Annotated in this window: 13 protein-coding genes; all 13 read left to right on the top strand. The window is 35.5% G+C overall.

The window, feature by feature from the left end; all coding sequences use genetic code 11:
- Positions 1 to 37 precede the first annotated feature (37 nt).
- The 13 genes from ACO05S_RS16640 (at position 38) to ACO05S_RS16700 (ending at position 12483) form a co-directional block, all read left to right on the top strand.
- The gene (locus ACO05S_RS16640; RefSeq protein ID WP_421919145.1) at positions 38 to 841 is read left to right on the top strand and encodes a GLPGLI family protein; all 804 of its coding nucleotides are present in this window, start codon (positions 38 to 40) and stop codon (positions 839 to 841) included.
- 54 nt (positions 842 to 895) lie between these two features.
- The gene (locus ACO05S_RS16645) at positions 896 to 1657 is read left to right on the top strand and encodes a GLPGLI family protein (protein ID WP_421919146.1); all 762 of its coding nucleotides are present in this window, start codon (positions 896 to 898) and stop codon (positions 1655 to 1657) included.
- A 51-nt stretch (positions 1658 to 1708) separates the two neighbouring features.
- Positions 1709 to 2068: a hypothetical protein gene (locus ACO05S_RS16650; RefSeq protein WP_421919147.1), complete on the top strand. Its 360-nt coding sequence runs from the start codon at positions 1709 to 1711 to the stop codon at positions 2066 to 2068.
- On the top strand, positions 2047 to 2427 hold the full coding sequence (locus ACO05S_RS16655) for a GLPGLI family protein (RefSeq protein WP_421919148.1): 381 nt from the start codon (positions 2047 to 2049) through the stop codon (positions 2425 to 2427). The genes ACO05S_RS16650 and ACO05S_RS16655 overlap by 22 nt, the downstream gene beginning before the upstream one ends.
- An 18-nt stretch (positions 2428 to 2445) precedes the next feature.
- Positions 2446 to 3231, top strand: a complete 786-nt coding sequence (locus tag ACO05S_RS16660) for a GLPGLI family protein (protein ID WP_421919149.1) — start codon at positions 2446 to 2448, stop codon at positions 3229 to 3231.
- Between the two features lie 48 nt (positions 3232 to 3279).
- The gene (locus ACO05S_RS16665) at positions 3280 to 5928 is read left to right on the top strand and encodes a carboxypeptidase-like regulatory domain-containing protein (RefSeq protein WP_421919150.1); all 2649 of its coding nucleotides are present in this window, start codon (positions 3280 to 3282) and stop codon (positions 5926 to 5928) included.
- A 46-nt stretch (positions 5929 to 5974) separates the two neighbouring features.
- Entirely contained in the window at positions 5975 to 6826 is an 852-nt protein-coding gene (locus tag ACO05S_RS16670; RefSeq protein ID WP_421919151.1) for a GLPGLI family protein, read from the top strand.
- Positions 6827 to 6858: 32 nt separating this feature from the next.
- Complete coding sequence (locus ACO05S_RS16675; protein WP_421919152.1) at positions 6859 to 7623, top strand: GLPGLI family protein; 765 nt, start codon at positions 6859 to 6861, stop codon at positions 7621 to 7623.
- 270 nt (positions 7624 to 7893) lie between these two features.
- Complete coding sequence (locus tag ACO05S_RS16680; RefSeq protein ID WP_421919153.1) at positions 7894 to 8652, top strand: GLPGLI family protein; 759 nt, start codon at positions 7894 to 7896, stop codon at positions 8650 to 8652.
- An 18-nt stretch (positions 8653 to 8670) separates the two neighbouring features.
- Entirely contained in the window at positions 8671 to 9480 is an 810-nt protein-coding gene (locus ACO05S_RS16685) for a GLPGLI family protein (RefSeq protein ID WP_421919154.1), read from the top strand.
- 51 nt (positions 9481 to 9531) lie between these two features.
- On the top strand, positions 9532 to 10290 hold the full coding sequence (locus ACO05S_RS16690; protein WP_421919155.1) for a GLPGLI family protein: 759 nt from the start codon (positions 9532 to 9534) through the stop codon (positions 10288 to 10290).
- 18 nt (positions 10291 to 10308) lie between these two features.
- Positions 10309 to 11127, top strand: coding sequence for a GLPGLI family protein (locus tag ACO05S_RS16695; RefSeq protein WP_421919156.1), 819 nt, complete (start codon positions 10309 to 10311; stop codon positions 11125 to 11127).
- Between the two features lie 27 nt (positions 11128 to 11154).
- Complete coding sequence (locus tag ACO05S_RS16700) at positions 11155 to 12483, top strand: MutS-related protein (RefSeq protein WP_421919157.1); 1329 nt, start codon at positions 11155 to 11157, stop codon at positions 12481 to 12483.
- The last annotated feature ends 2 nt before the right edge of the window (positions 12484 to 12485 follow it).

Here is a 12485-nt window from a genome sequence, read left to right on the forward strand (position 1 = left end):
TTAAAATGATTGAAAATGAAAAATAAAACCGCACTATTTGCACCTATTTATTTTAGTAACCGCATCGCTTAGTGCTCAGAAAAAAGAACTGGTTGTAACATACAAGTATGATAGAGTTGAAATGCGATATAAAGACTTAAAAAGTTTGGAAGTAATTAAAAGCAACAGGCCTACTGAATTTCCGAAGGTTTACTCTTACGGCAAGCTTTGCCTAAGACAAACAAGGCGTTCAATTTCGTGTAAGGACTTATCAAACGTTTTATCGTATGACACAACTTACTATCATACTTTGGTTGATTATACCAAAGGTAAAATGTGGTGTGTCACTCCTGGTCAATACTCTGGATTTGCCACCTATATAAAAGAGCCTTTAAACCTATTTCAATGGAAGTTTGAGCCAGAGACTAAAACTTTATTAGGATATCATTGCACAAAGGCTACTTGCACTTTCAGAGGCCGCGACTATGTGGCTTTCTTTACAAGAGAACTTCCTTTTAAGGCCGCCCCATGGAAGTTTCATGCTTTGCCTGGTGTGGTACTTGAAGTTTATTCAACTGATAATATTGTAAGATGGAAAGCACAATCTCTGATTGTAAGGGTTCGTCAGTCTCATCCTGAAATACCAACACCTATAGATGAAGTGCTAAGCCTTGAGCAATATGTAAAGAAATTGCAACAAAAAAGGAAGCAAAATAATGAAGAAAATCTTGAGCAAACGATTTTCCGGTTCCCTAAATTCGAAGACTCGTTTAGGTTAAAATTTAAAAATTCTAAACTACCCAATAGTCTCGAGTTGTTTGATTTGGATAAGCCCCGAGAGAATAAGGAAAGAAAAAAATAACATACTTAAAAGAAAGAACCAGAAGATATGACAAACCACAAACGATTACTAGTAATGTTAGCGTGCTTAATGATATGTGCAACGCTTCATGCCCAGGAAAAGCAAATGATTGTAAAGTATAAATCTGAACAGAAAGAATTTGATTTTATTGGAAGAAAATATATATCTGGCAAACCTACAGAAACAGAAGTAATTGCCTATGGTAATTATGTGATAAGTAGAAAGTTTACTGGGATGGGGCATGCGAATTTAACTGTTGAAAACATGCGTTCGGCAGCTCTTGATTCCATATTTAATAATTACATCATGCTTGATTATAATAAGCAACAATTGTTTGCCATAGTGAGGGTGAGAGGTAAGATGCATTTAAATGAACCTCTTAACTGCATCAATTGGAAGTTAGATAATGATTCAAAAAGCATTCTGAATTATCAATGCAGCAAAGCTACTTGCAGTTTTAGGGGGCGTGAGTATGTAGCTTACTTTACACGAGAGCTTCCTTTTAAGGCTGGTCCATGGAAATTTCACGGTTTACCTGGTGTGATTTTGGAAGTTTCTTCAACCGATGGGTATTGCAGTTGGGTGGCTGAAGGACTCGTAATAAAACCTTTTAAACAAAAAATTAAACCTCCTTTTAATGAGTTGGAGAAAGTAGATCTGAAGCAATATAAACGTATTCTACAAAACGATAGACGGAAGCATGCAGAACATCAGAAAAAAATGAAGATAAAAGCTAAAGCAAATGGAGTTAAGATGTTCTTCGCACCAGATCCAAAGGAATTTCCCCAAAGCATCGAAATTTTCGATTTAGAATAGTCAATATGCATAAAAAAAGCAAACAAAATACCCTAAAAGAAATTCAAAGAAATGACGTTAACAAAACGAATACTCGTAACGGTAGCATGCTTAATTACTTGTTTAACACTTAATGCACAAGACAAGGAATTGTTAATAAAATATCAATTTGAAAAGAGAATTCCTTCACCTATGGGAGATCAAGATATTTACAAAACAGTCAATAAAACGGAGCTTTATGCTGATGTAAATGGAGTAATTTCAAGAATGCAATTGGGGGAGCCTAGTTTAAGAGGAGTAATCACCTTTTTAGATTATGTACGTAAAGATTTTCAAAAAAATACAATATTATCAATAGAGAATATGCGTAAAATGAAAGTCTTATTAAAAGAAGAATTGAACTTATTTAATTGGAAACTAAGAAAATTCTGAGCTATAAATGTTTTAAGGCTACCTGTAGTTTTAGAGGACGTGATTATGTAGCTTATTTTACAAAAGATATCCCTTTTAAAGCAGCTCCATGGAAGTTTCATGGATTGCGAGGAGTTATGCTGGAGGTTTATTCAACCGATGAATATTGCAATTGGGTAGCGGAAAGCATAGAAATAAGGCCGTTTAAAAAAGAAATAGAACTGCCTTTTTATGGAATTGATATTGTTGATTTGAAAAAATATATAAAGGTATTAAAGGCAAAAAAACAATTTATAATAGAGTATCATAAACGAAAAGGTAGATCAGAAGAGTATATTTCTAAGAAAGTGAGAAGCATTGAAAAATTTGATTTGGATTAATCACAAAACTAACGAATTATGAAAGCAGGAAAAGTCATAACACTATTATTGGTTCTTATTACGATTTCGGGATCACTATACGCACAAGAGAAAGAGCTTGTTATTAACTACAATTATAAGTTGAATGGTAGTTCTGTACTTCACAATGAAAATTCATTTGGCCCACATGGCAAAATACAAACCATTGCATATGGAAATAAATTGATCAGCAGGCAACTTTGGGGTACAATGCCCACTTATGACGAATCGGGAAATGAACTCGATCAAGATACTTTATATTATTATGTAGTTCATGATTATACCCAAAACCAAATATTGACATCAACTTCACACGGTATGAATGTTATCGTATTGAAGGAATCCTTAGATTTATTTGCATGGGAATTAGAGGAACAAACAAAGACCATACTTAACTATCCCTGTCACAAGGCTACTTGCACTTTCAGGGGAAGGGACTATGAGGCTTGGTTTACTCTAGAACTCCCTTTTAAAGCTGCCCCATGGAAGTTTCATGGCCTTCCAGGTGTTGTTCTTGAGGTATATTCAACCGATGGTTTTTGTAGTTGGACAGCACAATCATTGGAAATTAAACCACACAGTAAAGAAATTGAACTACCCTTGGATAATGCGGAAATATTTAATCTTGAGCAGCATAAAAAATATATAGAAAAAATGAAACAACAAAGACTGGAAATGCATAAGAAAAGAAAAATTATAGATAACGGTATTCAGATCCCTAAAAAATTTGCCAAAGCCATGGAATACCAAATACCTGAAACCATTGAAAAATTTGATTTGGATTAATCAATATAAAAAAAGCAAGCAATAATTCACTAAAATAAACCCTAAGAAATGACAATAACAAAACGAATACTTCTAGTGTTGATATGCCTTTTTACCGGCACAATAATCTGCGCCCAGCAAAAAATTACCATTACCGGTCAGGTTACCAATGCCCAGAAAGAGCCCCTGCCTTTTAGCGATGTTTTGCTAACTGTAAAAGGCAAATCCAATTCCATGCTTACATTCTCGGTAGCCAATAAAGAGGGAGCCTATAAAATACAATGGACTCCCGATACCACAGCACTTCAGGTTGAAGTTTCTATGATGGGCTATAATAAGGGAGTTAAGCCAGTGAATATACAGCCTGGAAAAAGCAAATACACACTGAATTTTATGCTTGAGGAACGTACCGAAGAGATTGATGAAGTGAGTGTGATAGCCGCACCCATTGTGCAGGTAAGAGAAGATACCACCATTTTTAACCTGGCTCGAATTCGTGATAGCTCGGAAGTGGTAGTAGAGGACCTGATTAAAAAACTACCGGGTATGACAATTGAGGGAAACGGTCAAATAAAATTCAAAGGAAAAGATGTTAAAAAAGTCTTGCTGGATGGTGACGACCTGTTTGAAAACAACTACACCTTGGGCACTAAAAACATCAATGCCGACCATATAGAGGGAATAAGTGCAGTTGAAAATTATACGCACAACCCACTGCTTCGGGGAGTTGAAATTACCGATGATGTAGCCATTAACCTGAAATTCAAGCCGGGGCTTTCCTTGTCGCACAACCTAAAGGCAGGCTATGGCGCCGATGATCGTTACAGCATTACCCATAAAGGCATAGTCGTTACCAAAAAAGTGAAGGCCTTTACTTTATTAAATCATAACACTTTGGGACAGAATTCAAGTGATGGATTTTTTGATGCCGGCAGCTACATTAGAAATATGGCAGCCACCAAGGATACAGAGGCACCCACTTTTTTAGGTCTGTCGATGTCGCCCACACAAGGTCAGCGCAACGAGGCTTATTTTGGAAGCATTAACATCATGCCAAAACTGACAGAGACTTTTACTGCCCGTTTAAACATGAATTATTTTAGCGATAAGGCTGAGAGTGAAAGCTACTACAAACAAATCATTACCAGCGATCCCGATAATCCAATAGTGATAGAACAGTCGAACCAGCAGACCGATTTGCCACGCTTTTTTAATGGTAAACTGTATATGGAGAAGTACCTGTCGAAAACCGACCGCATTGACAATACCACTGTTTTCTCGAGAAAGAGAAACAGCAGCGACAATAGTGGCTTAAACAATGGAGTAGCGCAGGAACTGGACAAATCAGCCAAGGATCATTATTTTAACAATCAGCTGAATTATACCAAAAGACTAAAAGGAAGTAAATCCTTGTTTTTTGGATGCAATATCAGTTCCGATGAATCGACAGAAGAGTTGTTCCTGCTGCCGGGACTTGATGTTGAATCGGGTACGGTACAGGATGATCAGGTGACTACACAGGATGTGAGGTCGAAAAAGCAGAGAATTGATTTGAACACCACATTTATGGTGGCCTTGTTCAAGAAGCACAAAATTAATGTGAACCTTAGCAGTAGTTATTATAAAACCAGTTTGGGTACACTGTTGAGTGGAGTGGGCCAGGAGAACCAGTTTTCAAATGATATTGATTACAAGGTATTTATTCCCAATGTTGATTTTTCTTACCAGTACAAGTACAGAAAGCTTGAAATCTTACCGAGTATGAGTTTTAAGCTATACAATTACGATTACTACAACGGGGTTTCCCAAGCAGAAGAGAAGCAGTCAGATTTATTGCTAAATGCATCCTTGGGCATCAAGTACAAATTAATGCCGCGACACCTGCTTTCGTTGAACTTGAGAAACACCGAAAAGGCCCCTGAGGACAAAAGAATTTACGACAATTATATTCTGACATCCAACCGAATGTTGCAAAACAATGAAATCGACTTTGGAGCGCAAAAAAGTCAGTCTGCCAACATTACATATAGCTATCAGTCTTTGTTAAGCGATTTGTCGTATTCCATAGGAGCGAATTACAACAAAAATAACCACCAGTATCAAAGCGATTACATCATCAACCAGGATTTAAGTTTGCAAACTTCTTATTTAAGCGATAACGGATCCGAGGGTTATGGAATCAATGCACAGATGAGAGTTAAACTGGGTAAAATACTTGATCATATTGGACTAAGCTACAATTACAATAACAACGAATATTCCAATTCGGTGAACTCCGATGTGCTTAGAAAGAATAAGAATGAGCAGAATACTTACAATTTCAATTTTCAGACCAAGCTATTCTGGAACATGTTCTTCAGTAACAAAAGCACATTGTCGCAGTCGGATTACTACACCGAAGGGGTGAAAACAAGCAGAACAGAGCGCCTGAACAACAATTTGTCCTTGTACATGAATCTTTTTAAAAGGTTAAGTCTGAAAGCAGCGCATAGCTATATGGTGCCATCCACCGACAATTTCGATAATGCCTACCAAAGTTTGAATGCATCCTTGCGCTTTACCAATAAAAAGAAGACCATTATTTATACCCTGGACGGACAAAACCTGATTGATGAGAACTCAAGCCGAAATGTAAGCAATAATGAATATTCCCAAACCATTTCTTCCAACAACTTGCAAAGAAGGTATTTTCTGTTTTCGATGGAAGTGAGGTTTTAAAGGAGTATAATAAGAATTTAAATTTTATTAATGTAAATATATAAGTATGAAAAAGATAAGTCAAATTTTGTTATTGGTTCTTATGTCGATTTCGGCATCACTTAGCGCCCAGGAAAAAGAATTGTATATACAATACGATTATCATAGAAATTTTATATTTAATATAGAAGATGAGCTAACAGACAATAAAAAGGCAAACGACTTAAACAAGAGTATAAAGGCCACATCCAGCTCGAGGCCTCCCAAGAAAGTTGAAGTGTTTTCGCACGGAGGCGTTATTATTAGTAAAGAATATAGTAGTAGGATAGGAAGCCCATCTAACATTGTTAATGGGAAAATTGTTGGAGATGACTTTGAATGGTTCTGCAATTATGTGAAAAAAGATTACTCTCAAAATATTTTATTAGAAACTATTGAGGGCACCATTCCACGGCACGAGTTTGTTTTAAAAGAGCACTTAAATTTATTTAATTGGACACCTGGCAAAGAAACCAGAGAAATTCTGGGGTATAACTGCAACAAGGCAACCTGCACATTCCGAGGGCGAGATTATGTAGCCTGGTTTACAAGGGATATCCCCTTTAAAGCCGCTCCCTGGAAAATTCATGGTTTACCTGGAGTTATACTTGAAGTTTTTACAACCGATAACCTTGTAAAATGGACAGCAAAAGAGCTAAAAATAAGACCCCAACAAGCAATGGTAGAAACCCCGTTTAAAGATTTAAAAACACTGGATATTAAAGAATACAAAGAGTTTATTCAAAAAAAGGAACAAAGATCTATTGAGATGCATAAAAGATTTGTTCTGGAGCATACAGGGGATCCCAAAGCCACAATTAGAAAGCATGTTCCACAACTAAACTCATTAGAGAAATTTGAGCTAAATCTAAAAGAATAATAGAAACAGGAATATTCAATTTCGTAAAAAAAATGACACATCTAAAACAATTACTAATCGCATTTTCAATTTTAATCCTTGTTCCAACAGTACTTGCTGCCCAGGAAAAAGAACTGTATATAAAATACAAATACACTCAAAGTGATAAATTGCGCTTAATATATAGTGAAGGTTCTTCTAGGAGGAAAGGTACTGTTGAAGTATTTTCTTACGGAAATAAAATAGCATCCAGAAAATATAAAGGAATATTAAATACATTAGACGAGGATGGTAATTCAATAGCAAGCGATACTATGTATTACTACACAGTAATTGATTATCCCAAGGGGTATCTCCTTATTTCTGACGACTCACCTGCTGAGAGAGCACAGTTGCTTTTGAAAGAACCGCTAAATTTATTTGAATGGAAGCCTGGTATGGATACAAAAACCATACTCGGATACACTTGCCATAAAGCCACATGCAATTTTAGAGGTCGTAATTATGAGGCCTGGTTTACACGGGATATTCCGTTTAAGGCCGCCCCATGGAAATTCCATGGCTTACCCGGAGCAATACTGGAAGTGTATTCAACCGATGAATATTGCAGTTGGGTAGCGGAAGGACTTGAAATAAGACCGTTTAAAAAAGAAATAGAACTGCCTTTTTACGGATGTGATATTGTTGATATGGATACATACATCAAAATATTAAAGAAAAAGAAACAAGTTGTATTAAAGCTTGCTGAAAGGCGTAGATACTCAGAAGAGGAAATTTCTATGTCAACAAGAAGCATTGAAAAATTTGATTTGGATTAATCACAAGGCTAAAAATGAAACGAGCATGATTAAAATAATTATTAAACATACGCGGTAATGGTTATTTTAATCTTGTGACCTTCATCTGACAAATGGAAAAATTATTAACAGATGAAACGAACATGTAAATTTTAATCTTAGAAATTACACACAGAATAATGATTACTTACTGCGTTGCGTGAGATCGCTGGGATAAGTTAAAACTGCTTGAGAGTTCCATCCCGATAAAATCGGGACAAGTAGTGATAATTGAATGAAAATTTTAGACATATGAAAACAGGAAAAATCACAACACTATTATTGGTTCTTATTACGATTTCGGTATCGCTTAGTGCTCAAGAAAAAGAACTGTATTTAAAATACAAATACACACAAAGTAATACTATGGGCTTAATATATAGTGAATGTTCCTTTATGGAGGGAGGTACTATTGAAGTTTTTTCTTACGGAAATAAAATGGTATCCAGGAAACCTAACGGTGTATCAAACATATTAGACGAGGATGGTAAATTAATAGCAAGTGATTCTGTATATTACTACACAGTAATTGATTATCCCAAGGGGTATCTCCTTATTACTGACGACTTACCTACGTATACAAAGTTCCTTTTAAAGGAACCACTAAATTTATTCGAATGGAAGCCTGGTATGGATACAAAAAAGATACTAGGATACACTTGCCTCAAAGCCACATGCAATTTTAGAGGGCGCGATTATGTGGCTTGGTTTACCAGGGATATTCCCTTTAAGGCTACTCCCTGGAAGTTTCATGGCTTACCCGGTGCAATACTGGAAGTGTATTCAACCGATGGATATTGCAGTTGGGTAGCGGAAAGCTTAGAAATAAGGCCGTTTAAAAAAGAAATAGAATTACCTTTTTACGAATGGGATATTGTTGATATGGATACATACATCAAAATATTAAAGAAAAAGAAAAAATCCTATATAGAGATGTATAAAAGATGGGGGTATTCAGAAGAGCAAATTTCTATGAAGCTAAGAACCATTGAAAAATTTGATTTGGATTAATCACAAAACTAACGAATTATGAAAACAGGAAAAATCACAGCACTATTATTGGTTCTTATTACGATTTCAGCATCGCTATACGCCCAAGAAAAAGAACTTGTTGTAACATATAAGTATGATAAAGTTCATTTGAGGTATGAAGATCTGAAAAGCAAAGAACCCATTAAAGATAACGAGTCTACTAAGTTTTTTAAGGTTTACACTTATGAAAATTTTTGCCTAAGACAAGTAGGGATAAGGGTTGCCGGAAGAATAGATTTTAAATCTGGATTTACGGTTATGGATACAACTTACAAGCATAATCTAGTTGATTACACCAAAGGCCAAATGTGGCATATTGCTTCTATTCAAAACGCAGAATTCGCCAGGTACGTAAAAGAACCCTTAAATTTATTTAAATGGAAGTTTGAGGCGGTAACCAAAGACATATTAGGTTATAAATGCGCTAAGGCTACCTGCACTTTTAGAGGGCGTGACTATGTGGCCTTCTTTACAAGAGAGCTTCCTTTTAAGGCCGCCCCATGGAAGTTTCATGCTTTGCCTGGTGTGGTATTGGAAGTTTATTCAACTGATAATATTGTAAAATGGGAAGCGCAATCTTTGAAGGTGAGACATCGACAGCCTCATCCTGAAATACCTTCTGCTTCAGATGAAGTTATAACTCTCAAAGAATATTTGAAATTATTGAAACATTCAAAGCTAAATGAGGAGGATGGTCATAACAAAACAATTCTAAAATTTCCAGACTTCTCAGAACAGTTAAAGTTGACGCACAAAAATTCTAATTTGCCCAATAGTATAGAAATATTTGATCTGGATAAGCCCTGATAGAATAAAGCAAGAAAACAATAACATACTCAAAATAAAGAGTCAGAAGATATGACAAACACAAAACGATTACTGGTAATGTTAGCGTGTTTAATGATATGTGCAACGCTTCAAGCTCAGAAAAAAGAGCTCTTAATTAGCTACAATCAACAAGTTAAAATGTTCAATCCAATGACACAAGATTCTAGTTATTTTGGATCAATAATTGAAGTTTTAACTAAAGAGAAAGAGATTTTTACAAGAAGAGTCATGCACATGAATGGTTACAAATATATAAATGGGATGAAAATACCCCAAAATGACACTTTATATACCTACCAAGTGAAAATTAACTTAGCAAAGGCCGAATTATTACAATCAATTTTTAATAAAGAGTTGCTACTAAAAGAACCTCTTAATTTATTCGAATGGAAGCTGAGTGGAGAAACAAAACGTATTTTGGGGTATTTGTGCAACAAGGCCACGTGCAGCTTTCGAGGACGCAGTTATGAGGCTTATTTTACTCGCGATATTCCGTTTAAAGCTGCACCATGGAAATTTCATGGCTTACCGGGAGTTGTTCTGGAAGTATATTCCTCTGATGATTATTGCAGATGGATGGCTCAATCAATTAAAATAGCACCATTTAAAACAAAAATAGATTTTGAATGGCACAAAACGGAAACAATAGAACTTGCAGAATATATTAAGTGGAGAAAAGTTCAAAAACAAAGGGCAAAGGAGTTTTTAGAAAAAGGGAGATTACAATTCGGAGATCAGGTTTATTATCAATCAGCAGAGCCTCCAATTGAAATTTTCGATTTGGATTAATCACAAGATTAACGAATTATGGAAACAAGAAAAATCACAATATTATTATTGGTTCTTATTACGATTTCAAACTTATTGACAGCACAAGAGAAGGAACTTGCAGTGAGGTACAAATATGAAAGGAGTGTTGCCAGCCTTGGGGGTGAAGACAATAATGAGATTATACTGCAAAGTTTACCACCATTTAATGTGCGGGTTGATGCAACGAAAGAATGGTCGGTGAGAGAAATAGATCCCGTTGTGACTGGAACATTTACAAAGAATGGGCAATTGGTCTCCCAAGATACAATATGCAATTATGTGAAGATAAGTTACATGGATGCTTGTGTGCAAGTTCCAGTTTTTAGACAATTCTCTGTCATCGGACAAAACTTTACCATGTTGTTAAAAGAGCCATTAGGTTTATTTCTTTGGAAAATAGAGGCTGAAAGCAAAACGATTTTAGGTTACCAGTGTAATAAGGCAAGTTGTTCATTTAGAGGACGCAAATATATTGCTTATTTTACCCGCGAAGTTCCTTTTAAAGCTGCTCCTTGGAAATTTCATGGATTGCCGGGTGTTGTTATGGAAGTATACTCGACCGATGATTATTGCAAATGGACTGCGCAATCGCTCTCTATAAAACAGAGGAAAACAGAAAGAAGTGTGTCGTTTGATGATTTACAAGCCATAAACCTACAACAGTATATTAAAATGTTGAAAAAACGGAGATTAGAATCCATAGAAATTGCGAAAAAGGAATTAATGAAATTTCCAGATAGTAAAAGCTTGAAAATTGATCTAAAAGAACTTGAAATAAATTTGCCAAGGGATATTGAGATTTTTGACTTAAATTAATACAAACCGTAGCAACACTTAAAGCCTATGACCTATAAAATAGACACACAAACAATTAACGACCTTAGAATTGTTGTAAAGTCGGGAGGAGATGATATTTATAGCTTCTTTAATAAAACTTTGACGCAAGGAGGAGCTTCTGCTCTCAATAATATGTTTTTAAATCCTTTTTCAAACGAGAGTGATATAAGAACAAGAAAAAATTGTATCAGGTATTTCACAGAGTCCCAATTTCAGTTTTCTTTTAATGTTAAACTCTTTGGTTCAATTAGCTATTACCTTAGTAATTGCGACGAGAGAACCAGAATTTCGAAGAAACACACTACCACCGGGCAAAAACTAGAATATAAGCTCGGCTTGGATCAGGAGTATCGAAAGCTTAAAAAGGGAGTACTAAATACATTAACATTTTTGTACGAACTCAAAGAATTTTGGAAAGAAATTCAACCATCTGAGGGGGATAGATATAAAATTGAGGAATTGCATAGGATAAATGAGATTCTTAGCATGCAAGAATTTCACGTTGTTACGTCCCTTAAAAAAAGACCGAAGAATTTATCTTTTTCAAAAATAGCCTATTTTGATGAGCTCTTTAGGTTTACTGTAAATGCTGAGTTAATGATATTAATTCAACATGTCGATAAAGTTGATGCTTTTATTTCCGTGGCAAAAGTTGCCAGGGAAAATAAGCTTGCTTTTGCAGAAATAGAGGAGGATAGAGAAAACTGCATTGAGCTTGATCAGGCATATCATCCTTTAATTGCAAATGCCATTGCAAATACTATAGAGGTGGATGAAAACAGTAATATGATTTTCCTTACTGGAGCAAATATGGCAGGTAAATCCACTTTCTTAAAAACATTTGGTATTGCAGTTTATTTGGCTCATATGGGATTTCCTGTGCCTGCCAAAAGCATGCGTTTTTCTGTCCAAAACGGAATGATGACAACCATTAACCTTTCGGATAATCTGGGTATGGGATTAAGCCATTTTTATGCCGAGGTTAAAAGGGTGAAGGAGGTTATCGAGCGAATAAATGGAAATGAACGCATTACGGTAGTTTTCGATGAGCTTTTTAGGGGGACAAACGTGAAAGATGCCTACGATGCTACTATAGCTGTGGCAGATATATTTTCGCAGGTAAAAAACTGCATCTTTATAATTTCAACTCACATTATAGAAGTAGGAGATGTACTAAAGGAGAAAAGAGAGAATATAAAATTCAAATACCTTCCAACCATTATGAAGGACAATATACCACACTATCCATACAAGATTAAAGATGGAATTACTGACGATAGACATGGTATGCTTATTATAAATAATGAAGGCGTTTTTGACATTTTAAATACATGATT

Source organism: Marinifilum sp., from assembly GCF_965230805.1.
In the GTDB taxonomy this organism is placed as follows: Bacteria; Bacteroidota; Bacteroidia; order Bacteroidales; family Marinifilaceae; genus Marinifilum.

What these genes read in the sequence shown, in the direction of transcription:
- ACO05S_RS16645 (WP_421919146.1), top strand. Translation starts at nt 896, where the DNA reads ATGTTAGCGTGCTTAATGATATGTGCAACGCTTCATGCCCAGGAAAAG.
- ACO05S_RS16660 (WP_421919149.1), top strand. Translation starts at nt 2,446, where the DNA reads ATGAAAGCAGGAAAAGTCATAACACTATTATTGGTTCTTATTACGATT.
- ACO05S_RS16650 (WP_421919147.1), top strand. Translation starts at nt 1,709, where the DNA reads ATGACGTTAACAAAACGAATACTCGTAACGGTAGCATGCTTAATTACT.
- ACO05S_RS16675 (WP_421919152.1), top strand. Translation starts at nt 6,859, where the DNA reads ATGACACATCTAAAACAATTACTAATCGCATTTTCAATTTTAATCCTT.
- ACO05S_RS16690 (WP_421919155.1), top strand. Translation starts at nt 9,532, where the DNA reads ATGACAAACACAAAACGATTACTGGTAATGTTAGCGTGTTTAATGATA.
- ACO05S_RS16695 (WP_421919156.1), top strand. Translation starts at nt 10,309, where the DNA reads ATGGAAACAAGAAAAATCACAATATTATTATTGGTTCTTATTACGATT.
- ACO05S_RS16700 (WP_421919157.1), top strand. Translation starts at nt 11,155, where the DNA reads ATGACCTATAAAATAGACACACAAACAATTAACGACCTTAGAATTGTT.
- ACO05S_RS16670 (WP_421919151.1), top strand. Translation starts at nt 5,975, where the DNA reads ATGAAAAAGATAAGTCAAATTTTGTTATTGGTTCTTATGTCGATTTCG.
- ACO05S_RS16665 (WP_421919150.1), top strand. Translation starts at nt 3,280, where the DNA reads ATGACAATAACAAAACGAATACTTCTAGTGTTGATATGCCTTTTTACC.
- ACO05S_RS16680 (WP_421919153.1), top strand. Translation starts at nt 7,894, where the DNA reads ATGAAAACAGGAAAAATCACAACACTATTATTGGTTCTTATTACGATT.
- ACO05S_RS16685 (WP_421919154.1), top strand. Translation starts at nt 8,671, where the DNA reads ATGAAAACAGGAAAAATCACAGCACTATTATTGGTTCTTATTACGATT.